Raw genomic sequence first — 20,830 nt, forward strand, 5'->3', positions numbered from 1 at the left:
ATTGAGGGGTAAGGCATCCCGGTTCAGCGGACGCACGCTGGCGATCGGCAGCGGCGCGATGCTGCTGGCCGGCTGCCAGTTCGGCGGACTCAACTCGCTCAACATGCCCGGCACGGCCGGGCACGGGGCGGGGTCCTACAACGTCACCGTGGAGTTGCCCGATGTGGCGACCCTGCCGCAGAACTCGCCGGTGATGGTCGACGACGTCACGGTGGGCAGTGTGTCCGGCCTGGACGCCATGCAGCGTCCGGATGGCAGCTTCTACGCCGCGGTGCAGCTGTCGCTGGACGGCGACGTGAAGCTCCCGGCGAATGCCGTTGCGCGCGTTGCCCAGACATCGCTGCTGGGTTCTCAGCACGTGCAGTTGTCCGAACCGGTCGACGAACCGGCGCAGGGGCAGCTGCGCGAGGGCTCGAACATCTCGCTGTCGCAGACCAGCCGCTACCCGACCACCGAGGAAGTGCTGTCCTCGTTGGGCATGGTGGTGAACAAGGGCAATCTCGGTGCGCTGCAGGACATCACCGATGAGGCCTACGCCGCGGTGGCAGGCAGGGCCGGAAGCTTCGCCGAGCTGATCCCGCGCCTGGCCGAGCTGACCTCATCACTGGACCAGCAGACCAACGACATCATCGCCGCGGCCGACGGGCTGAACCGCTTCGCCTCGATCCTGGCCCGTAGCAAGGACAACCTGGGCCGCACGTTGGACACTCTGCCCGGGGCGCTCAAGGTGCTCAACGACAACCGCTCCAACATCGTCGAGGCGTTCACCGCGCTGCGCGGCTTCGCCGAGGTGGGTGCGCGGATCCTGTCGTCGACCAAGGACGATTTCGCGGCCGACATCAAGGATCTCTATCCGGTGATCAAGGCGTTCAACGACAACGCCGACGATTTCATCAAGGACCTGGAGTTCCTGCCCACGTTCCCGTTCCACTACAAGTACCTGCGCAACGCGGTCCGCGGTGACTACCTGAACGTGTTCGTCACGTTCGACCTGACATTGCGCCGGTTCGGCGAGTCGATCTTCACCACGGGTGGATTCGACCCGAACATGAAGCACCTCGACGAGGTGATCAATCCGCCGGATTGGCTGACCGGAGAGATGGCCAACCTGTCCGGGCAGGCCGCCGACCCGTTCAAGATCCCCGCCGGAACTGCCACCCAGCACGAGGAGAAGCCGTAATGATCGACCGGCTGACCCGTATGCAGTTGATGATCTTCGGGGTCGTCACCGTCCTCACCGTCGGCGCGATCTCGCTGTTCTACCTGCATCTCCCTGCTGCCGTGGGTATCGGCACGTATCACGTCAACGCCAACTTCCTCACCGGTGGCGGGATCTACCAGAACGCCAACGTCACCTACCGCGGTGTGACGGTCGGCCGGGTGGATTCAGTGGGCCTGGCCCCCGACGGCGTGGTCGCCAGGATGCAGCTGAACAGCAGCACGGCGATCCCGGACAACGTCACCGACACGGTCAAGAGCGTCTCGGCCGTCGGTGAGCAGTACATCGATCTGATTCCGCCGGAGTCACCGTCGACCGACAAGTTGCGCAACGGTGCCACCATCGATCAGCAGAACACCCGGGTCGGCCAGGACATCGCCGGCATGCTGCACGAGGCCGACACGCTGGTCAGCAGCATCGGAAACAGTCGCTTGCAGGACCTGCTGCGCGAGACGTTCAAGGCGTTCAACGGATCCGGGCCCGAACTGGCGCGGCTCATCGAGTCCTCGCGCCTGCTGATCGATGAGGCCAACGCCAGTTCCGGCGAGACCACTCAGCTGATCGACCAGGCCGGGCCGTTCCTGGAAGCGCAGATGCGCAGCGGGGACAACATCCGGTCGCTGGCCGACGGGCTCGCCCGGTTCACCGGTGAGGTGAACAAGGCAGACCCGCAGCTGCGCGCCACCCTCAAGACCGTTCCCGGCACCACCGAGGCGGCCAACACCGCGTTCAGCGGTATCCGCCCGACGTTCCCGGTGCTGGCAGCCAACCTGGCCAACTTCGGCCGGATCGGCGTGATCTACAGCAAGTCGCTCGAGCAGGCGCTGGTGATCTTCCCGGCCCTGATGGCCGCGCTGAACACGGTCGCAGGCGGTGTGCCCGTCGACGAGGGCGGCAAGCTCGACTTCAAGGTCGACCTCGGCGATGCGCCGCCGTGCCTGACCGGATTCCTCCCGCCGACCCAGACCCGGTCCCCGGCCGATCTGACCCTGCGGGATCTGCCGACCGACATGTACTGCAAGACCGCACAGAACGATCCGGCCGTGGTGCGTGGCGCACGCAACTACCCGTGCCAGGAGTTCCCGGGCAAGCGGGCACCCACGATCCAGTTGTGCCGCGATCCCAACGGCTACATCCCGGTGGGCTCCAACCCGTGGCGCGGTCCGCCGGTGCCGTACGGCACGCCGATCGAGGACGGGCGCAACATCCTGCCGCCCAACAAGTTCCCGAACATCCCGCCGCAGGTCGACCCGGATCCGGGTCCGCCGGTGGTGCAGTTGCCGCCGGGCGTAGAGCCCGGGCCGGGTCCGGCGCCGCACGCGCCGTTCCCGCTGCCGGTGCCGCCGAACAAGCCCGGCACCCCGCCGCCGCCGTGGCCGTACTTCGCGCCGCCGGACCAGATCGTGCCGCCGTACGGCCGGACGCCTCCGGGAGCACCCGAAGCGGCCCCGGCACCGGAAGCGCCCGCACCGGCTCCGGATGCACCCTTGCCGGCCGAGGCACCACCTCTGGCCAGCGCTCCAGGGATCGGCACCTACGATCAGCACAGTGGGGTCTTCGCTGACGCAGACGGAGGCACCGGCGTGTATGCGGCCGGCGCCGACAATCTGGCACCCGCGGAGACCTGGGTAGACCTGATGCTGGATCCAAGGCAGGCTTGATGACGGAAGAAACGGCCTCGAATCAGAGGCCGGTGCGTAGGCGCGCGTCCAGGGCGGCAGGCCCGACAGGGGCGGCGCCGGCGGAGAGGCGACCACAACCACCGTGGTGGTCGATTCACCGGCCACCACGGCACCGAAGGCGCCGAAGCTGACGCCGCTGAAGGCGCCGCCCCGGCGGCGCGCCAACGGCAGGCTGGTGGCCCTGGCTGCGGTCGTGGCCCTCGGCCTGGGGACAGCGGCGCTGGGTGTGCTCGGGTACCTGATGCTCGGCCAGCAGCGGGCCGTGGACGATGTGCAGGCCCGCAACGAGCGCTTCGTCGACACGGGTGAGCAGACCGTGATCAACATGTTCAGCTACACCCAGGACACCATCGACGAGAGCGTCAGCCGCTTCATCGACGGCACGAGTGGCCCGCTGCGCGACATGATGAGTCAGGGCAACAACGCCGACAACCTCAAGGCGCTGTTCCGTGACACCAAGGCCAGCTCGGAAGCCGTGGTGAACGGCGCGGCGCTGGAGAAGGTGGACGAGATCGCCGGGAATGCGTCGGTGCTGGTGGCGGTGCGCGTCACCGTCGCCGACATGGACGGCGTCAATTCTCCGACCCGTCCGTACCGGCTGCGGGTGATCGTGCACGAGGACGACAACGGCCACATGACCGGATACGACCTCAAGTACCCCGACGGTGGAAACTGATGCGCTCTAAACTCACTGGCCTGCTGATCGGCGTGCTGGCGGTGGCCTTCGTCGCCTTCGCCGGTATCGGTGGCTCGCTCTACTGGAACCGCGTGACGCAACGCGGCCAGGAGACCACGCGGGCCGAGTTGCCCGTCGTGGCGGCCGACCAGATCCCGAAGGTGTTCGGCTACGACTATCAGACGGTCGAGCGCAGCTTGTCGGAAACCTATCCGCTGCTCGCCCCTGACTTCCGGCAGAAGTTCGAACAGGACGCCACCGCCAAGGTGATCCCCGAGGCACGCAAGCGTCAGTTGGTCGTCCAGATCAGCGTCGTCGGCGTCGGTGTGATGACCGCGGAACGCGAATCGGGATCGGTGCTGGTGTACATGAACCGCACGGTGACCGACCAGTCCCGCCAGCCGCTGTATGACGGCAGCCGGCTGCGCGTCGACTACCGCAAGATCGGCGGGGACTGGCTGATCAACGCGATCAACCCGATCTAGCGCTCGGGATCCGAGCCGGCCTCAGCCTGACTTCGCGCTTGCCAGCGCGGTGAGGAAGGCGCGCGCCCACCGGTCCACGTCGTGGGCCAGCACCTGGCGGCGCAGCGCACGCATCCGGCGCTTACCCTCCTCCGGGCTCTGCTCCAGTGCCGCCTCGATCGCGTCTTTGACGCCCTCGAGATGGTGCGGGTTGGTCAGATAGGCCTGACGCAGCTCGGCCGCCGCACCGGTGAACTCGGACAGCACCAACGCGCCGCCGAGGTCACTGCGGCAGGCCACGTACTCCTTGGCGACCAGGTTCATGCCGTCCCGCAGTGGCGTGACCAGCATGACGTCGGCGGCGACGAAGAACGCGATGAGCTCGTCCCGGGGCACCGGCCGGTGCAGGTAGTGCACCACCGGATGGCCGACCTCGCCGTACTCGCCGTTGATGTGCCCGACCTGGCGCTCGATGTCCTCGCGCATCATCTTGTAGCTCTCGACGCGCTCGCGGCTGGGCGTCGCCAGCTGAACCAGGACGGTGTCGTCGCGCTTCACCCTGCGTTCTTCGAGCAGCTCGGAGAACGCGCGCAGCCGCACGTCGATGCCCTTGGTGTAGTCGAGCCGGTCGACGCCGAGCAGGATCTTGCGCGGGTTGCCGAGCTCGGCGCGGATCTGCCGGGCGCGTTGCCGGATCGAGCGGTTGCGAGCCTTGGCATCCAGATCAGCCGAGTCGATCGAGATGGGGAAGGCGCCGACCGTGATGGTGCGGAATCCGTAGGAGATCTCGCCGAAGCGTGAGCGGACGCCGATCGAGGCGCGCGAGGTGTTGGCCCCGACCAGGCGGCGGGCCAGGACCAGGAAGTTCTGCGCGCCCCCGGCCAGGTGGAACCCGACCAGATCGGCTCCGAGCAGGCCTTCCACGATCTCGGTGCGCCACGGCATCTGCATGAACAGCTCGACCGGCGGGAAGGGGATGTGCAGAAAGAAGCCGATGGTGACGTCGGGACGCAGCATGCGCAGCATCTTGGGGACGAGCTGGAGCTGATAGTCCTGGATCCAGACCGTGGCACCGGGCGCGGCGGCCCGCGCCGTGGCCTCGGCGAAGCGCCGGTTCACGTCGACGTAGCTGTCCCACCACTTGCGGTGGTAGACGGGTTTGACGATGAGGTCGTGGTAGAGCGGCCACAGGGTGGCGTTCGAGAACCCCTCGTAGTAGTCCGCGACATCCTGCGCGGACAGTTCCACGGGGTAGAGCTGCACGCCGTCCTCGACGATGGGCTCTTCACCGCTGTCGGGGACGCCGGCCCAGCCGATCCACGCGCCGCGCCGTTTACGCAGCAGCGGTTCCAGTGCGGTTACCAGTCCGCCGGGGCTGCGCTTCCAGGTCGTGCTGCCATCCGGCAACCGCTCCATGTCGATGGGCAGCCGATTGGCCACCACGACGAAGTCGGAGTTACCGGAGGCGGCCTCGGGGCCGCCCTCCGGACTCACTTACGCCTCGGTTTTCGAGGGCCCAATGCCGAGCATGGACAGAAACATCCGGCACTCGTCGGCGTCGGTGGCGTAGGTCGCCACGACGCGACGGGCCTGGCTGGCAGTGCTGTCGGCGAGCGGTTCGACGTCGTCGATCTCGGCGGTATCAGTTTTCGCAGGCATGACACAACTGTATGCGACCGGGGGGACCCCGGTCGCCTCACGCCATCAGCCGATGGAACCGTGCACGGTCGGGCTGCTGCCGACGGTCGACTCCGGGACCGGCTGCGGCCCCTGAGCCTGCTGCTCCTCGGCCAGGCCGATGCACTCGCCGGAGTTGGCGCCGGTGCACGGGATGGAGCCGCCGCCGCCGGGCACGTTCACCGAGGGCAGGTCGGGGTTGGCCGGGGTGGCGCTGAACGGGCCGGGGGAGTTCGGCACGGTGTGCGGGACGCACTCGCCGCTGTAGAGGTCTTCCTCTTCGCCCGTCGGGCAGGCGATCGCCGGACCGGAAGACACGGGTACGGAGAACGCGGCGATCGCTGGGGCGGCGGCCGCAGCGAGTGCAAATCCGCCGGCAAAGATCAGTCGTCGCATCGAGATCGGGAAGGTCGCCATCGTCACGCTTTCTCTAGGTATTCGATTGTTTTGTTGAGTGGGATTCTATGGATGCTGTGAGAGATCTGCATCAGATCTACGAGTTGGCTGGGAAACCGCCCCAAACTGCTACGGGCTGGCGCTGATTGTTGACCGCGGAATTGGTTGTGGCCCTTCGGCCTCGTCCTCCTCGGCCAGTCCGATGCATTCGCCGGCATTGTGGCCTGTGCAAGGGATGGCTCCGCCTCCGCCGGGGAGGTTCACCGCCGGCAAATCCGGATTGCCGGGGATTCCGCTGAACGGCGACGGTGAATTCGGCACCAGGAATGGCGTGCAGGTGGTCGTGTAGACGTCCTCTTCCTCGCCGGAAGTGCACGCCGCGTGTGCGACCGGTGCGCCCAGCCACAGGGACAGCGCACAACCGGCGCCGGCGACGGACAGCACGACGAGCGCGACACGTGATTTCACGTCAGCAGTCTAGGACTGCTGACGGTTTACTGTGCGGTCTCTGCGGCGGGGCTGTATCAGCCGATGGAGCCGTGCACGGTCGGGCTGCTGCCGACCGTCGACTGCGGGACCGGTTGCGGGCCTTCGGCCTGCTGCTCCTCGGCCAGACCGATGCACTCACCCGAGTTGGCGCCGGTGCACGGGATCGAACCGCCGCCGTCGGGCACGTTCACCGAGGGCAGGTTCGGATTGCCCGCGGTCGGGCTGAACGCGTTGGGCGAGTTCGGCACCAGATCCGGGACGCACACGTTGGTGAAGGTGTCTTCGGTTTCCCCGCTGGGGCAGGAGGCGAGTGAGCCGGACACGGGCATCGCGAGGACTGTCAGGGCGGGGGCTGAAGCGATGGCCACGGCAATGCCTGCCGCGACGGCGAAGCGACGCGCGATGAACGGGGAGTTGGCCATTGTGGTGCTTTCTCTTCAGGGCCTCAAAAGGTTTGCTGGACCCCGGCCGCAGTGGTCTGACGACGATTGTCGATGATGTCGTCCCGTGATCAATATCCTACCCTTCACTAGGAAAAATAGCTTTGCGAACGAGGTGGTTTCGACGGCTTCACGCGTTCTGCTGTGAAGCAGCTGGGTGGTAGCTGTGATCCCGGTGTGAGCTCGGTTACCCGATACACGTAATGTGCAGTTTGTTACTTACTTACCCTGCCTAAGAGGTGGTCCGAAATGGTCAGTTCCGACGACGAGGCCCGTCAGGTCGAATACGAGACACTCGATGAGGGGCGCATCGCCAGGATCTGGCTGAACCGGCCGAAAGCGCAGAACGCCCAGTCCCGAACCCTGCTGGTGCAACTCGACGAGGCGTTCGGCCGGGCCGAGGCCGATGACGCGGTCCGCGTGGTGATCCTGGCGGCGCGCGGCAAGAACTTCTCGGCCGGCCATGACCTCGGTTCCGAAGAGGCCCTCGCCGAGCGCACACCCGGTCCGACCCAGCACCCGACCTTCCGTTCCCACGGTGCCACCGCCGCCGGCGTCACCGAGCGGACCTACTTGCAGGAATGGCACTTCTACTTCGAGAACACCCGGCGCTGGCGTGATCTGCGCAAGATCACCATCGCCCAGGTGCAGGGTAATGCGATCTCGGCGGCCCTGATGCTGATCTGGGCCTGCGACCTGATCGTGGCCGCCGACGACGCCAAGTTCAGCGACGTGGTCGGGGTGCGGATGGGGATGCCGGGCGTCGAGTACTACGCCCACCCGTGGGAGTTCGGCGCCCGCAAGGCCAAAGAGCTACTGCTGACCGGTGATTCGATCGACGCCGATGAGGCGTACCGGTTGGGCATGGTGTCCAAGGTCTTCGCGCGCGACGAACTCGAAGACAAGACACTGGAATTCGCGCGGCGCATCGCCGAGCGGCCGACGATGGCGGCCTTGCTGGTCAAGGATTCTGTCAACGCGGCCAGCGACGCGATGGGCTTCACCGAAGCGCTGCGCCATGCATTCCACATTCACGAACTCGGGCACGCGCACTGGGCGTCGGCCAACGAGAACCGCTGGCCGGTAGGTATGCCACCCGATGTTCCCGACTGGCGGACGCTGGGGGCCCCGAAACCGGCCCGGCGCGATACACCATAAGGATGACGCAAATGGAACTGTCGTTGAAGGATCGCACCTACCTGGTCACCGGTGGCGGTAGCGGCATCGGCAAGGGTGCCGCGGCCGGCATCGTCGCGGCAGGCGGCAATGCCCTGCTGATCGGGCGCAATGCCGACAAGCTGAGCGCGGCTGCGGACGAGCTCGGTGCGCAGGGGCCCGGATCGGTGCGGTACGAACCCGCTGACGTGACCAACGAGGACGAGGTTCGCCGCGCGGTCGACGCGGCCACTGCCTGGCACGGCCGGCTGCACGGTGTGGTCCACAGTGCCGGTGGTTCGCTGACCATCGGACCGATCACGCAGATCGACTCCGAACTGTGGCGCCAGACCGTCGATCTCAACGTCAACGGCACGATGTACCTGATCAAGCACGCGGGTCGGGAGATGGTCCGTGGTGGTGGCGGCTCGTTCGTCGGCATCTCCTCGATCGCGTCGAGCAACACCCACCGGTGGTTCGGCGCATACGGCGTGAGCAAGGCGGCGTTCGACCATCTGCTCAAGCTGGCTGCCGACGAGCTCGGGCCGTCCTCGGTGCGGTTCAACAGCATTCGGCCCGGCTTGACCCGCACCGAGATGGTCGGTCCCGTCTTCGAGCTCCCGGCTGCCCGAGACGACTACGAGGCCTGCACGCCGATGCCGCGCTTCGGTGAGGTCGAGGACATCGCCAACCTGGCCGTGTTCCTGCTCAGCGACGCCGCGGGGTGGATCACCGGTCAGGCCATCGGTGTCGACGGCGGGCACGCCCTGCGCCGTGGCCCGGACATCTCGGGAATGCTGGAACCGCTCTACGGCGTCGACGGACTGCGCGGAGTGGTCGCCGCCGACTAGACCGGAAAGCCGTTGCGCCGAGGATTGCGGTCACCACGCGGCCGCAATCCCCGGCGCTGACGCGTTTCTAGGCGGGGTGGTCCGCTCCGGCCTCCCACGCGCTGAGCGCACCGACCGCCGACCAGTCCAGTTCGGCGCCGCCGGTGGCCAGCAGCGTGAGGAAACGGTCGCGCAGCAGGCTCGCGACGGGCAGCGGCACCTGTAGCTCCTCGCCCGCACTCAGCGCCAGCTTGACGTCCTTGAGGCCCAGCGTGGCGGCGAACCCGGCCGGGGTGAACTCCTCGCGGGCCAGCAACCCGCCGTAGGTGCGGTACACAGGGGCGTCGAACAACGTCGAGGTCAGCAATTCCAGGTACTGCTGCTTGTCCACCCCCGCCTTGCTCACGAGCGCCATTGCCTCACCCAGGGATTCGATCACCGAGGCGATCAGGAAGTTGCCGCTGATCTTGACCAGGTTCGCGGCTTGAGGGTCCTCGCCGAGGACGAATGTGCGCTGCCCGATGGCATCGAAAACCGGCGACACCTTCTCGACGGTGGCCGGGGCGCCGGCCGCAACGACGAACAACTTGGCGGCCGCGGCGGCCTCGGGCCTGCCGAACACCGGGGCGGCGACGAAACCCTGGCCGGCGGTGGCATGCGCTTCGGTGAGGTGTTCGGCCAATGCGGTGCTGACGGTCGACGACGAGACGTGGATGGCGCCTTCGGGCAGCGAGGCGAGAATGCCGTCGTCGCCGAAGGTCACCGCCTTCACCGCGTCGTCGTTGGCGAGCATGGTGACGACGACGTCGCCCTTGCAGGCGTCGGCCACCGAGGCGGCAGGTCGTGCTCCCTTGGCGGCCAGTGCGGCCACCTTGTCGGGGGAGCGGTTGTACGCGGTGACCTCGTGACCGGCCCTGAGCAGGTTGGCGGCCATGGCCGCACCCATGTTGCCCAGGCCGATGAATCCGATCTTCATGACTCCACTCTTACCGGGTTGGTTCGAACTCCGGCGGAAGACGAGGGTCTCGGCGGCCGTCCGGTCAGGCAACGCCCTCGGATTCGGCGTCTTCCGGCGTATCGGCGATCTCGCGCATCTGGTCGAGCAGCCGCGCTGCGACCTGTGCGGCGAGCCACAGTGTCACCTGGTCGTCATCCGGCAGTCCGGCCAGGAGCGTGGCGATGCGCCGCTTGCGGATGTCGGCGCGCTCCTCCCACAGCTGCCGGCCCCCTTCTCCGACCTTGACCAGGCATGCCCGTCCGTCGTCGGGATCGTCGCACCGCTCCACCAGCCCCTGCTGTTCCAGTCGCTGAACAAGCTGGGTCATGCCCGACTGGCTCGCACCTTCCGCCTCCGCCAGTGCGGTGACCCTCATGGGCCCCTCGCGGTTCAGGCGCACCAGAACGAGTGTTGCGCTCGCACTCAGGCCTTTGCGGTCAGCGAGATGTCGCCACATCAGATCAGCGCTCGAGACGAGCAAGGCCGAGATCGCTTCCACTCTGCTGTTCGGCGTATCGCTCACGAGATAGTTATATCACGTGTAGGAAGTAATACGACGGAACTGAGGAGGGTGGGCCCGGCCTCATCTGGTGCGCCTTCGAGCGCCAACTGCCAGTCTCTGTTGCCAATTAGCGGCATACAGCGAAGTCACAGACTCGCCGTATGTTTTGAATCGACGGCCGAAGGGCTTGATAGATAGTTCCTATATGCGATATATCTAGCCGTCATGATCGTGGACCAACCCGCGAGTGGGCCAGGCGACCGGACGACCCGGCGCCCACGAGGCGGAACTTTCCTGCAGAAGGGCTGGCTCCCCTTGGTCACCGTCATCGCGCTCGGTGTCGGTTCGGTGGCCGTCTGGAAGGTGCATCAGATGTCCGAGCCGGGACCTGTCCCGTCCGTGCTGACCGCGCAGGCGCCCGAGCAGTTCACCCCCAAGCGCCTCACCTATGAGTTGTTCGGGACCGTCGGCAGGGGCGGGATGCTGAGCTACGTCGACATCAACGGCCATCCGCACAAGGTCGACATCACCGAGCTGCCGTGGACACACACGGAGACGACGACGCTCACCGTGGTGTCGGGCAGCATCTCGGCACAGGTCGCCGGTGGCGACGTGGGGTGCCGGATGCTGGTGAACGACGTTGTGCGCGACGAACAATCGTCGACCCATGCCGAAGCCGACGTCACCTGCCGGGTGAAGTCCGCGTGAGCGCACACCGGGCGGACGGACAGGCCGTCGCGCGAGCCGTACGCGTGTTGGCGGTGCCGATCATCGTCTTCTGGGCTCTTCTCGCCGTCAGCACCAACACATTCATCCCGCAGGTGGAACGCGTCGCCGAACAACTCGCCGGCTCGATGATCCCGAGCTACGCGCCGTCGCAGGTCGCGATGCTGCGGATCGGTGAGAAGTTCCAAGAGTCCACCTCCACCAGCCTGACGATGCTGGTGCTGGAAGCCGACCGGCCGCTCGACGACGGCGACCACCGCTACTACGACGACCTGATGAACCGGCTCAAGCAGGATCCCGAGCACGTGCAGTACGTCATGGACCTGTGGGGCAAACCGATCACTGCGGCCGGGGCCCAAAGCGTCGACGGGAAGGCGACATTCGTCCTGCTGCGGCTCGCGGGCAACATCGGCCAGCTCCAGGCGAACGAGTCGGTGAACGCCGTCCGTGACCTCATCGCCCACGACACTCCGCCGCCTGGGCTGAAGGTCTACGTCAGCGGGGCCGCACCACTGGCCTCCGACACGCTGACCATCGCCAACTCCAGCCTCAACAACATCACGATCCTGACGATCATCCTCATCGTGATCATGCTGCTGGTGGTCTACCGCTCGGTCTCCACCCTGCTGGTACCGCTCGTCAGCGTCCTGATCGAGATGCTCGTCGCCAAGGGCGTCATCGCCACCCTCGGACACTTCGGCATCATTCCGCTGTCGTCGTTCGCGGTGAACATCGTGGTGGCGCTGACCCTGGGCGCCGGAACCGATTACGGCATCTTTCTACTGGGTCGCTATCAGGAGGCCAGACAGGCCGGCGAAAGCCGGGAAGCCGCGTTCTACACGGCCTATCGCAGCGTCGCCCCGATCATCATCGGCTCCGGGCTGACGATCGCCGGCGCCTGCTACTGCCTGAGTCTGGCGCGTCTCGACTACTTCCACACCATGGGCCCGGCCGTCGCCATCAGCATGCTGTTCACCATCGCCGCCGCCCTGACGCTCGCACCGGCGATACTCACTCTCGGCAGCATGTTCGGCCTGTTCGACCCGAAGCGGGCGGTCAAGGGGCATCTGTACCGACGGATCGCGACGAGCGTGGTGCGGTGGCCCAAGCCCGTGTTCGTCGCCAGTTCCGCGGTCGTGATGATCGGAGCGGTGTTCGTCCCCACCTACCGGGTCAGCTATGACGACCGCGCCTACCAACCTGCGGATGGTTCGGCCAATCTCGGCTTCGAAGCGTCTGACCGGCACTTCTCACAGAGCAAGCTGTTCAGCGAGATGCTGATGGTCGAGAGCGATCACGACATGCGTAACTCGGCGGACTTCATCTCGCTGGACCGGGTGGCGAAGAGCCTCATTCGATTACCAGGTGTCGCCATGGTGCAGAGCATCACCCGCCCCTTGGGCCGGCCGTTGGAGCACGCCACCATTCCCTACCTGTTCACCACCCAGGGCAGCGGAAGCGGTCAGCAGCTGCCGTTCACCGAGCAGCAGAACGAGAACACCGACAAGCAGGCCGAGATCCAGGCGCGTTCGGTCGCGGTGCTGCAGCAGGTGATCGGGCTGACCCGGAAGATGTCCGACGAACTCCACTCGACGGTACTCACGCTGGAGAACCTCAAGCAGGTCACCGATGACATGAATGCCGGGATCTCCAACCTCGACGACTTCCTGCGGCCGTTGAAGAACTATTTCTACTGGGAGCCACACTGTTTCGACATCCCAGGGTGCTGGGCGATGCGATCACTGTTCGACTCGCTGGACGGCATCGACAGCCTCGACGCGCAGATCGCCGACGCCGTCACGTCGTTCGAGGCCATCGACCGGCTGCTGCCGCAGATGATCTCGCAGCTGGAGCGGATGATGGCCGACAGCCGGTCCCTGCTGGGCGTGATCACCAACAACTACGGGCCCGCGCACCTGCAGTCCACGCAGACCGATCAGACGTTCTTCGATCTGATCAACGTGGGCAACGACTTCGACCAATCCCGAAGCGACGACTTCTTCTACATCCCCAGGGAGGCGTTCGACAACGAGGACGTCAAGACCGGTATGCAGCTGATGATGTCGCCGGACGGCAGGGCCGCCCGCTTCATCGTCACCCATGAGGGCAACGCGATGGGGCCGGAAGGGATCGACCACGTCGAGCAGTTCCCGGACGCGATCAAGGCGGCGCTCAAGGAAACGTCGCTGGCGGGCGCCAAGATCTACATCGGCGGCGCGGGGTCGAACAACAAGGACATCAAGGCCTATGCGGCTTCCGATCTGCTGATCGTGGCGATCGCCGCGATCGTGCTGATCTTCTTGATCATGCTCTACCTGACCCGAAGTCTGGTGGCGGCCTTCGTCATTCCCGGCACGGTGGCGTTCTCCTATGCCGGCGCGTTCGGGCTGTCGATACTGGTGTGGCAGCACCTGATCGGCCTGCATCTGCACTGGCTGGTGCTGCCGCTGACCTTCATCATCCTGGTCGCGGTCGGTTCGGACTACAACTTGCTGTTGATCTCCCGCGTCAAGGAGGAAACCGGCGCCGGGTTGAACACCGGGCTCATCCGGGCGCTCGGCAGCACCGGCGGCGTGGTGACCTCCGCGGGTTTGGTGTTCGCGTTCACGATGCTGGCGATGCTGATCAGCGATCTGCGCACCATCGGTCAGGTGGGTTCGACGGTCTGCATAGGTCTGTTGCTCGACACCCTGATCGTCCGGTCGTTCATCGTGCCGTGCCTGTTACGCATGCTCGGACCGTGGTTCTGGTGGCCCACCTTCATCCGGCAGCGTCCACTGCGGCAGCGCGCAGGTCGGCCAGCTGCCGCAGCGGCAGGAAGCGGGGGTGTGACGTGACGACCTCGACTCTCTTCGGCGTGCTGTCGATCGTCTTCTTCTCATTGATCTGGGTGTTCGCGATCATCGCGTTCGTGTTCACGAGGCGGTCGATGGGCAAACCGCATGTCACGTCGAAGCTCGACATCGGCGTCCTGCCGGAGACTTTGCGCAAGGTCCGCAACCGAGACGCGCTCTCGGACGATGAGTTGAGCCTGGCACGTGAAGTGCTCTCCGTCCGTGGCAGCGTCCTGGCGTTCGCCGTTCCGGCCACTCTGTTCTGCATCGGATGCTTCTACGTCTTCGGCAGTCTCGAACAGTTGCATGGGCATACCCCTTCGGAACGAACGTTCCTAGGCGTGTTCCCGATGCTGACCTCCACCAACATGGCCGTCCAGATACTCAGGAGCGTGCGACTCAAACGACGGCTGCCCGCAGCCGAGGTGGCTTCGACCGCTTAGATTCGGGAAGTATGAAGTTCTCGACGACGATGTTCCAGGACGGCAACAACACCGGTATCGAGGTTCCCGCCGAGGTCGTGGACGCGCTCGGAGCGGGGAAGCGCCCTGCCGTGGTGGTCGACGTGAACGGCTACCGATATCGGTCGACGATCGCGCCGATGGGCGGCAGGTTTCTGATTCCGTTCAGCGCCGAGCGTCGCACCGAGTCGGGGATCGGCGGCGGCGACGCCATCGACGTCGATCTGACGGTCGACACCGAACCACGCACCGTGGAGGCTCCAGACGACCTGCGGGCCGCGTTGGCTGAGTCACCGGGCGCTGCGGCGAAGTGGGACAGCCTCTCCTACAGCAAGCAGAAGGCGCACGTGACGTCGGTGCAGGGCGCCAAGGCCGCCGATACCCGGGCCCGGCGCATCGCGAAAGTCATTGCTGAGCTAGAGGCTTGAGCTCGGCGTCGGTCTCCGCATGCTCACAGACCCGGTGCACCGCGTTGACGATGCCCTGGTAGCCGGTGCAGCGGCAGAAGTTGCCCGAAAGGCCCTCGCGGATCTCCTCGTCGCTGGGATTCGGGTTATCGCGCAGCATCGCGGTGATCGAGGTGACGAATCCCGGTGTGCAGAAGCCGCACTGAAGGCCGTGGCACTCCTTGAGCGCGGCCTGAACAGGAGACAGCTGACCGTCCGGGGCGGCGATACCTTCGACCGTGGTCACTTCCTGACCGTCCACCTGAACCGCGAACACCAGACAGGACCGGACCGCCTGCCCTTCCAGCAGGACCGTGCAGGCACCGCAGGCGCCGTGCTCGCAGCCGAGATGGGTCCCGGTGAGACCACAGTTGTCCCGAAGGAAATCGGCGAGCGTCACCCGCGGCTCGACCACACCCTGGTAGCCGCACCCGTTGACCGAAACCGCAACCGGCAGTTCATGCATTGAGGGCCTCCTCGGCGTGCGTGATCGCCTGGGTCCAGGCTCTGGACACCATGGCGGCCCCGACCCGGGCCCGGTATGACGCCGAGCCCTGCAGATCGGAAGGAATGTCGGTGAGCTCGGACATCGCCAGCCGGCCGATCTCGTCGGCGGGGATGCCGCCGATCGGGGTGCCGATCACGGCGGTCTCGGCCGGAGCGGCCCGCAGCGGTGTGGACCCGAGCCCGAGCAGGCCGATGCCGCAGCGGCTGATCCGGTCGTCCTCATCGAGTTCGAATCCGACCACCGCGCCGGCGATCGCGAAATCGCCATGGCGTCGGGCGAATTCGGCGATCCCAAAGCTGCTTCGCCCCGAGGCGACCGGGAAGCGCACCGCCGTCAGGATCTCGTCGGAGGCCAGTGCGGTCTCCCACAGACCGGTGAAGAACTCGGCGGCCGGGATCTGGCGGGTGCCACGCGCTGAGGTGGCCTCGATCGTGGCGTCGAGCGCCAACGCGACCGCCGCGTACTCGGCTGCCGGATCCGCGTGCGCGATGGCGCCGCCCAGGGTGCCGCGGCTGCGGATCTGGAAGTGCCCGATGTGCGGCGTGGCCAGGGTCAGCAGCGGCACCGAATCGGCGACCTCGTCGTCCAGGCCGACCATGGCGTGGGGGGTTGCCGCGCCGATCCGAACCTCGTTGCCCTGCAGCGTGATGTCGTTCAGCTCGGACAGCCGCGAGATGTCGATCAGGTTCTCGAAGTGGGTCAGGCGCATGGCCAGCATCGGCACCAGGCTCTGCCCGCCGGCCAGGATCTTGGCGTCCTCGCCGTACTCGCCGAGCATGGACACCGCCTCAGTGACCGTGGCGGGCCGGTGATACGCGAAGGGTGCGGGCTTCATGACACCAACCGCAGCAGCGCGGCGTGCAGATCCTCGGTGGTCAGCCCGCTGCTCTTGCGCTTGTTGCGACCCGCTCGGCCGAACAGGAAGCCGAGCACGCCTGCGGCCGCGACCGCGCCGATGGCCGGCGCGAACCGCTTGGCCATCGGCACCGCCATCACCTTGGCCAGTGCGAGCGCGTTGATCGGGGCGGCCTCCTGAGGTGCCTGCTCGGGTGATCCTGCGGCGGAACCTGTTTCGGCCACCGGAGCCTTCCCGCCCAGAAGTTCGGCCTCCAGGCTGCCGGCGAACTGGTCGATCAGGCTGCCGGCCACATCTGCCAGCACGCCGCGGCCGAATTGGGCGGCCTTGCCGGAGATGGCCAGATCGGTGGTGACCACCACCAGTGTGGAGTCGGCGCCCTCGTCTTTCAGTTGGGCGGTCACGATGGCCGATGCGCTGCCGTTGCCACGGGTCTCCTTGCCGTTGGCCTTGAGGACCACCCGCTGCGCCGCCGCGTCCTTCTCCTGGAACGTCGCGTCGCCCTTGTAGGACACCGTGATCGGGCCGACCTTCACCTTGACCGCACCGGTGAAGTCGTCGCCGTCGACGCTCAGCAGGGTGGCACCGGGTAGGCAGGGCGCGACGCGGGCGACGTCGGTGAGCACCTCCCAGGTCTTCGCCGCAGGTACCGCGACCCGGAATTCGTTGTTGAGCTCCACGATCAGTGGCCCCTTCCTGTTGACGCCTGCGAGCGTTCGATGGCTTCGACGATGGCCGCCGGGGTGGCGGGCAGCGTGGTCAAGGTGACGCCGAGCGGGGCCAACGCGTCGTTGACGGCGTTGATGACCGCGGGCGTCGAGCCGATGGCGCCGCCCTCACCCGCGCCCTTGTAGCCGCCGACGCCGGGGCCGGGGATCTCGACGTGGCCGTACTCGATCGTCGGGACCTCGGTGGCGGTGGGCAGCAGATAGTCGACAAATGTTGAGGACAAGGGGTTTCCGGCGTCGTCGTAGGACAGCTTCTCCAGCAGCGCGCCGCCGATGCCCTGGACGGTGCCACCGGCGATCTGGCCCTCGACCACGTTGGGGTTGATCATCGGGCCGACATCCTCGCTGACGATGTAGCGGGTGAGGGTGACGTGTCCGGTGACCACGTCGACCTCGCACGTGCAGGCGTGGGTGGCGTTGGCCCAATGGATCGGGGCGGTCGGCGGCGCGGTGTAGCGGGCGGTGGCCTCCAGGTTCGCCGACATGCCCGGCGGCAACATCTGCGGCTCGTAGTGAGCGCGGAAGGCCAGATCGGCGAAGCTCACGCTCTTCTCGGGATCGCTGCGCACGAGCGCTTTCGATCCGCCGAGCTCGATCTCGGACTCCTCGACCCCGAGTCGGGCCGCGGCCATCGCGACGAGCTGGTTGCGCAGGATGGTGCCGGCCTCGTTGACCGCACCCGCCGTCATCGGGGCACTGCGGCTGCCCTGGGTGCCTGCGCCGTAAGGCGTCACCGCGGTATCGCCCTGGATGGTGGCGACATCGTCGATGTCGGCGCCCAGCGCATCGGCGGTGAGCTGAATAACGGTGGTTTCCAGGCTGTTTCCGGTGGATCCGCCGTTGACGTACACGTTGATCTTGCCGGTCGGCTCCATCCGGATGGTGCAGCCCTCGCTGGCCAGGTGGCCGGTGGCGGCGCCGGTCGGCTCGATGTAGGCCGAGAAGCCCAGTCCGAGATAGCGGCCCTGGGCCAGTGCCTCGGCCTGCTCCTTGCGGAAGCCCTCGTGGTCGAGGATCTTCACCGCCTGCTCGAACGTCTCGATCGGGGCGACGTGGTCATAGGGCATGCCGTTGGGGTTGAAGTACGGCATCTCGTCGCGGCGCAGCAGATTCTTGCGCCGCAGGTCGACGGGATCCATATTCATCTTCCGCGCGGCGATGTCGAGAAGTATTTCGCGGGTGAGGGTTTCGTACTGCCACGGTCCGCGGTAGGCATGCAGGCCCGCGGTGTTGGAGAACACGGTCTTGTAGCTGAAGCTCGCCTTGGGCACCCGGTACGGGCCGGGAAAGAACATGCCGATGGCCGCGGTGGTCAGCACCGGATACGGGGTCGGGTAGGAACCCACGTCCTGGATGAAGTCGATGTCGGCAGCCAGGATGGCACCGTCGTCGTCGAATGCCATGCGCACGTCGCCGTCGACGTGACGGGACTGACCTGCCGACATCAGGTTCTCGCGGCGGTCCTCGATCCACTTCAGCGCGGTCGCCACTTTGCGGGCGGCCAGCATGATGCACATGTCCTCCCGCATCGGCACGACCTTCTGGCCGAATCCGCCGCCGGTGTCGCGCATGATGACCCGCACGTGCTGCGCCGGGATTCCGAGCAGGCGGGCCGCGAACGCCCGGAGTTCGTGCGGGGTCTGGGTGGAGGCCCAGATGGTCAACTCGCCCGCGGCGGTACCCGTGGCCGCCCATTCCGCGACCATGCCACGCGTCTCGATCGGCACCGGCACATGCATCTGCTGGTAGATGTGTTCCTTGACTACGTGCGCCGCGGCGCCGAAGACTTCCTCGTCGGGCGGCATGCCGGCCATCCCGCCGGCGTTGTTGTCCGGGAATGCCTCGTGGACCGACACCTCGGAGGTCAGTGCCTGACGGAAATCGGCGATCGCAGGCAGCGGCTCGTAGTCGACGTCGACCAGGTCGGCCGCGTCCTCGGCGATGTAGCGGTTCTCGGCGATGACGAGCGCCACGGGATCGCCGACGAACTTCACCTCACCCTCGGCCAGTGGTGGCCGTGGGGTGTCGGGGACGTCCTTGCCCGCGACGGCATGCCACGCCTCTTTGACTTCGGGGTTGAGGTCGGCGGCGGTGAGCACGGCGTGCACTCCGGGCAGCGCCCGGGCTGCTGCGGCGTCGATACCGGTGAACTTCGCGCGTGCGTAGGGGCTGCGGACGAAGCAGGCGTGCAGCATGCCGGGCCGCTTGATGTCGTCGACGTATGTGCCGCGTCCGGTGAGCAGGCGGGTGTCCTCGACCCGCTCGACCCGCCTGCCGGCGTAGCGGGTTGCGACGGTCTCCGGTACGGCTGACGCCATAGGGTCGCTCCAGTCGGTGTGGTGTTGCGCGTAAGTAGGTGGCCACCAGGGCTGCGATTGCCACCTCAAGAGTGTGATTATCGTACATCGGAAGTCGATATGCCTGAAGATGAGAGCGCCATTTCCGCATGAAAATGGGGGTCGCCGGCTTGTACCGGGCGACGGTAGCGCTGCCTGGCCACCCCGGTCTGGTTGTCGCGCGACAAGTCGAGCTGCTGCCCGCCCCTCTAGACTTGAGCGTCGACTGAGGGGATATATGGAATCGGCGACGACATCTGAACGACGCCCAGCGACACTCCGATTGGTACGGGCCGCACTTCACGGGCCTCGCCTGTCATTCGATCAATTCCGCGCCGAAAGGCGCATCAGGGAGATTGACGGCCTGCGGGCCGTGGCGATCCTCTTCGTCATTGCCGGCCATATGCGCGATCCCATGTGGGGCAACGTCCCGGGTACGGGTGTGCCGATCTTCTTCGTCAACAGCGGCTTTCTCATAACTCTCCTGCTCCTTCGGGAACACAGTGAGCATTCGCGCATCGACTGGGAGAGCTTCTACGTCCGCCGCGCCTTCCGCCTGCTCCCCGTCTATTTCTTCGCCCTGTTGTTGTTCAGCGGGCTCGTAGTGGCCGGATTCGCGGAGAACCCCGGTAATTGGTGGCAGCGATTTGTGTACTTTCTGACCTTCCAGAATGAGTTTGCGTCTGGGGCGACATTCGGCCACACCTGGACCCTTGCGGTACAGGAGAAGTTCTATCTGGCGTGGCCACTCGTCGCCTTCGCTCTCATCGCTCCGGTTTTCGAACGTGCTCGGCTCTGGTTCGCAGTCAGCCTCGCGGCGGTGATGACAGCAGCGTGGGTTGTCTGGCCCTCGAACTATTCGGTCGTGTTCATCCCGCTGATCCTGGGCTGCATCCTCGCCCTCCTGATGTTCAAGGCGACGTCGTATCGCCTGGTTGCCCAACTTGCGAGACCCGGCGTCTTCCTGAGCATCCTGGTTGGTGCCATCTTGGTGAAGGCTCTTGTCGACGTCCCAGGCACTGTGGACGTGCCGTTCTCCTACGCGGTAGTGCTTCTGATGCCGGGCCTTATCGTCGGTCCGCGTTGGGTGAGCAGAATTCTTCGCGCCCGGCCGCTCGTCGCGCTCGGTACATGGGCTTACTCGATGTATCTCCTGCATCCCCTTGTCCGGTCAGCAGTCGATATCGCGATCACACCCGGACAATTTTCGATCCCACTTGAGATCCTGCGATACACCTTGGTGGTGGCCGGTACCGCCGCGTTCAGTTTTGTCACCTACCGCTGGATCGAGAAGCCGTGCATCGGCATCGGTGGACGGTTTACGAACCGACGCGCGGCAGAGCGGTCTGTTCAAAAGGGCGAGAACGCCATGGTCGCGCGATGACACGCACTCTTGCCGGCCTGCTGG

General features: G+C 66.2%; 21 protein-coding genes and 1 pseudogene. 11 read left to right on the forward strand and 11 right to left on the reverse strand.

Going from position 1 to position 20,830, the window contains the following annotated elements; translation table 11 throughout:
- Positions 1 to 58 precede the first annotated feature (58 nt).
- The 4 genes and pseudogenes from ACNQVK_RS08920 to ACNQVK_RS08935 all read left to right on the forward strand — a co-directional run bounded on the left by ACNQVK_RS08920 (position 59) and on the right by ACNQVK_RS08935 (position 4,062).
- On the forward strand, positions 59 to 1,180 hold the full coding sequence (locus ACNQVK_RS08920) for an MCE family protein (RefSeq protein ID WP_418034054.1): 1,122 nt from the start codon (positions 59 to 61) through the stop codon (positions 1,178 to 1,180).
- Complete coding sequence (locus ACNQVK_RS08925; protein ID WP_418029231.1) at positions 1,180 to 2,880, forward strand: MCE family protein; 1,701 nt, start codon at positions 1,180 to 1,182, stop codon at positions 2,878 to 2,880. Before ACNQVK_RS08920 ends, ACNQVK_RS08925 begins: the two co-directional genes overlap by 1 nt.
- Positions 2,880 to 3,577, forward strand: a pseudogene (locus ACNQVK_RS08930) (mammalian cell entry protein). The gene ACNQVK_RS08925 and the pseudogene ACNQVK_RS08930 overlap by 1 nt, the downstream one beginning before the upstream one ends.
- Positions 3,577 to 4,062, forward strand: a complete 486-nt coding sequence (locus ACNQVK_RS08935) for a mammalian cell entry protein (protein WP_044520576.1) — start codon at positions 3,577 to 3,579, stop codon at positions 4,060 to 4,062. Before ACNQVK_RS08930 ends, ACNQVK_RS08935 begins: the two are co-directional and overlap by 1 nt.
- Before the next feature lie 21 nt (positions 4,063 to 4,083).
- Here ACNQVK_RS08935 and ACNQVK_RS08940 read toward each other — a convergent pair whose 3' ends face one another.
- The 5 genes from ACNQVK_RS08940 to ACNQVK_RS08960 all read right to left on the reverse strand — a co-directional run bounded on the left by ACNQVK_RS08940 (position 4,084) and on the right by ACNQVK_RS08960 (position 7,025).
- Positions 4,084 to 5,535 (reverse strand): alpha,alpha-trehalose-phosphate synthase (UDP-forming), encoded by a 1,452-nt coding sequence (locus ACNQVK_RS08940; RefSeq protein WP_418029233.1) that lies wholly within the window; start codon positions 5,533 to 5,535, stop codon positions 4,084 to 4,086.
- Positions 5,536 to 5,700: a hypothetical protein gene (locus ACNQVK_RS08945; protein ID WP_090426445.1), complete on the reverse strand. Its 165-nt coding sequence runs from the start codon at positions 5,698 to 5,700 to the stop codon at positions 5,536 to 5,538.
- Between the two features lie 45 nt (positions 5,701 to 5,745).
- Entirely contained in the window at positions 5,746 to 6,135 is a 390-nt protein-coding gene (locus ACNQVK_RS08950) for an intersectin-EH binding protein Ibp1 (RefSeq protein ID WP_273734395.1), read from the reverse strand.
- A gap of 108 nt (positions 6,136 to 6,243) precedes the next feature.
- Positions 6,244 to 6,582, reverse strand: a complete 339-nt coding sequence (locus ACNQVK_RS08955) for a hypothetical protein (RefSeq protein WP_418029234.1) — start codon at positions 6,580 to 6,582, stop codon at positions 6,244 to 6,246.
- A 56-nt stretch (positions 6,583 to 6,638) separates the two neighbouring features.
- Positions 6,639 to 7,025, reverse strand: a complete 387-nt coding sequence (locus tag ACNQVK_RS08960; protein WP_418029235.1) for an intersectin-EH binding protein Ibp1 — start codon at positions 7,023 to 7,025, stop codon at positions 6,639 to 6,641.
- A 267-nt stretch (positions 7,026 to 7,292) separates the two neighbouring features.
- On the opposite strand from ACNQVK_RS08960, the gene ACNQVK_RS08965 reads away from it, so the two are divergent.
- Both ACNQVK_RS08965 and ACNQVK_RS08970 read left to right on the forward strand, forming a co-directional pair.
- Positions 7,293 to 8,201 (forward strand): enoyl-CoA hydratase, encoded by a 909-nt coding sequence (locus ACNQVK_RS08965; protein WP_418029236.1) that lies wholly within the window; start codon positions 7,293 to 7,295, stop codon positions 8,199 to 8,201.
- Positions 8,202 to 8,212: 11 nt separating this feature from the next.
- A complete protein-coding gene (locus ACNQVK_RS08970; protein ID WP_409548367.1) occupies positions 8,213 to 9,049 on the forward strand; it encodes an SDR family oxidoreductase in 837 nt (278 codons plus the stop codon).
- A 67-nt stretch (positions 9,050 to 9,116) separates the two neighbouring features.
- Here the strand turns inward: ACNQVK_RS08970 and ACNQVK_RS08975 are convergent, their stop codons facing one another.
- The gene (locus tag ACNQVK_RS08975) at positions 9,117 to 10,004 is read right to left on the reverse strand and encodes an NAD(P)-dependent oxidoreductase (protein WP_418029237.1); all 888 of its coding nucleotides are present in this window, start codon (positions 10,002 to 10,004) and stop codon (positions 9,117 to 9,119) included.
- A gap of 64 nt (positions 10,005 to 10,068) precedes the next feature.
- A complete protein-coding gene (locus tag ACNQVK_RS08980) occupies positions 10,069 to 10,548 on the reverse strand; it encodes a MarR family winged helix-turn-helix transcriptional regulator (protein ID WP_418029238.1) in 480 nt (159 codons plus the stop codon).
- 204 nt (positions 10,549 to 10,752) lie between these two features.
- On the opposite strand from ACNQVK_RS08980, the gene ACNQVK_RS08985 reads away from it, so the two are divergent.
- From ACNQVK_RS08985 to ACNQVK_RS09000, 4 genes are read left to right on the forward strand one after another with little or no spacing between them, the layout of a single operon-like run.
- Complete coding sequence (locus ACNQVK_RS08985) at positions 10,753 to 11,235, forward strand: MmpS family transport accessory protein (protein WP_418029239.1); 483 nt, start codon at positions 10,753 to 10,755, stop codon at positions 11,233 to 11,235.
- Positions 11,232 to 14,090, forward strand: a complete 2,859-nt coding sequence (locus ACNQVK_RS08990) for an RND family transporter (protein ID WP_418029241.1) — start codon at positions 11,232 to 11,234, stop codon at positions 14,088 to 14,090. The genes ACNQVK_RS08985 and ACNQVK_RS08990 overlap by 4 nt, the downstream gene beginning before the upstream one ends.
- On the forward strand, positions 14,087 to 14,530 hold the full coding sequence (locus ACNQVK_RS08995) for a hypothetical protein (RefSeq protein ID WP_418029242.1): 444 nt from the start codon (positions 14,087 to 14,089) through the stop codon (positions 14,528 to 14,530). Before ACNQVK_RS08990 ends, ACNQVK_RS08995 begins: the two co-directional genes overlap by 4 nt.
- Before the next feature lie 11 nt (positions 14,531 to 14,541).
- On the forward strand, positions 14,542 to 14,976 hold the full coding sequence (locus ACNQVK_RS09000) for a YdeI/OmpD-associated family protein (RefSeq protein WP_418029243.1): 435 nt from the start codon (positions 14,542 to 14,544) through the stop codon (positions 14,974 to 14,976).
- Here ACNQVK_RS09000 and ACNQVK_RS09005 read toward each other — a convergent pair.
- Genes ACNQVK_RS09005 through ACNQVK_RS09020 form a run of 4 tightly spaced genes read right to left on the reverse strand, consistent with a single transcriptional unit; the run spans position 14,954 to position 19,404 of the window.
- A complete protein-coding gene (locus ACNQVK_RS09005; RefSeq protein ID WP_418029244.1) occupies positions 14,954 to 15,460 on the reverse strand; it encodes a (2Fe-2S)-binding protein in 507 nt (168 codons plus the stop codon). The two genes, ACNQVK_RS09000 and ACNQVK_RS09005, sit on opposite strands and share 23 nt — an antisense overlap.
- Complete coding sequence (locus ACNQVK_RS09010) at positions 15,453 to 16,337, reverse strand: FAD binding domain-containing protein (RefSeq protein WP_418029245.1); 885 nt, start codon at positions 16,335 to 16,337, stop codon at positions 15,453 to 15,455. Before ACNQVK_RS09010 ends, ACNQVK_RS09005 begins: the two co-directional genes overlap by 8 nt.
- Positions 16,334 to 17,038: an SRPBCC family protein gene (locus ACNQVK_RS09015; RefSeq protein ID WP_418029246.1), complete on the reverse strand. Its 705-nt coding sequence runs from the start codon at positions 17,036 to 17,038 to the stop codon at positions 16,334 to 16,336. The genes ACNQVK_RS09010 and ACNQVK_RS09015 overlap by 4 nt, the downstream gene beginning before the upstream one ends.
- Positions 17,039 to 17,040: 2 nt before the next feature.
- The gene (locus ACNQVK_RS09020) at positions 17,041 to 19,404 is read right to left on the reverse strand and encodes a xanthine dehydrogenase family protein molybdopterin-binding subunit (RefSeq protein WP_418029247.1); all 2,364 of its coding nucleotides are present in this window, start codon (positions 19,402 to 19,404) and stop codon (positions 17,041 to 17,043) included.
- A 256-nt stretch (positions 19,405 to 19,660) separates the two neighbouring features.
- On the opposite strand from ACNQVK_RS09020, the gene ACNQVK_RS09025 reads away from it, so the two are divergent.
- Positions 19,661 to 20,806 carry an acyltransferase family protein gene (locus ACNQVK_RS09025; RefSeq protein ID WP_418029248.1) on the forward strand — a complete coding sequence of 382 codons (1,146 nt, stop codon included), beginning with the start codon at positions 19,661 to 19,663 and terminating at the stop codon, positions 20,804 to 20,806.
- Positions 20,807 to 20,830 lie beyond the last annotated feature (24 nt).

Origin of the sequence: Mycobacterium sp. 134, from assembly GCF_048282715.1 — a bacterium.
Classification (GTDB): Bacteria; Actinomycetota; Actinomycetes; order Mycobacteriales; family Mycobacteriaceae; genus Mycobacterium; species Mycobacterium septicum.

Excerpts from the sequence above, each read along its gene's own strand:
- ACNQVK_RS08920 (WP_418034054.1), top strand. The coding sequence starts at position 59 with ATGCTGCTGGCCGGCTGCCAGTTCGGCGGACTCAACTCGCTCAACATG.
- ACNQVK_RS08925 (WP_418029231.1), top strand. The coding sequence starts at position 1,180 with ATGATCGACCGGCTGACCCGTATGCAGTTGATGATCTTCGGGGTCGTC.
- ACNQVK_RS08935 (WP_044520576.1), top strand. The coding sequence starts at position 3,577 with ATGCGCTCTAAACTCACTGGCCTGCTGATCGGCGTGCTGGCGGTGGCC.
- ACNQVK_RS08945 (WP_090426445.1), bottom strand. The coding sequence starts at position 5,700 with ATGCCTGCGAAAACTGATACCGCCGAGATCGACGACGTCGAACCGCTC.
- ACNQVK_RS08950 (WP_273734395.1), bottom strand. The coding sequence starts at position 6,135 with ATGGCGACCTTCCCGATCTCGATGCGACGACTGATCTTTGCCGGCGGA.
- ACNQVK_RS08960 (WP_418029235.1), bottom strand. The coding sequence starts at position 7,025 with ATGGCCAACTCCCCGTTCATCGCGCGTCGCTTCGCCGTCGCGGCAGGC.
- ACNQVK_RS08965 (WP_418029236.1), top strand. The coding sequence starts at position 7,293 with ATGGTCAGTTCCGACGACGAGGCCCGTCAGGTCGAATACGAGACACTC.
- ACNQVK_RS08970 (WP_409548367.1), top strand. The coding sequence starts at position 8,213 with ATGGAACTGTCGTTGAAGGATCGCACCTACCTGGTCACCGGTGGCGGT.
- ACNQVK_RS08975 (WP_418029237.1), bottom strand. The coding sequence starts at position 10,004 with ATGAAGATCGGATTCATCGGCCTGGGCAACATGGGTGCGGCCATGGCC.
- ACNQVK_RS08985 (WP_418029239.1), top strand. The coding sequence starts at position 10,753 with ATGATCGTGGACCAACCCGCGAGTGGGCCAGGCGACCGGACGACCCGG.
- ACNQVK_RS09000 (WP_418029243.1), top strand. The coding sequence starts at position 14,542 with ATGAAGTTCTCGACGACGATGTTCCAGGACGGCAACAACACCGGTATC.
- ACNQVK_RS09005 (WP_418029244.1), bottom strand. The coding sequence starts at position 15,460 with ATGCATGAACTGCCGGTTGCGGTTTCGGTCAACGGGTGCGGCTACCAG.
- ACNQVK_RS09010 (WP_418029245.1), bottom strand. The coding sequence starts at position 16,337 with ATGAAGCCCGCACCCTTCGCGTATCACCGGCCCGCCACGGTCACTGAG.
- ACNQVK_RS09020 (WP_418029247.1), bottom strand. The coding sequence starts at position 19,404 with ATGGCGTCAGCCGTACCGGAGACCGTCGCAACCCGCTACGCCGGCAGG.
- ACNQVK_RS09025 (WP_418029248.1), top strand. The coding sequence starts at position 19,661 with ATGGAATCGGCGACGACATCTGAACGACGCCCAGCGACACTCCGATTG.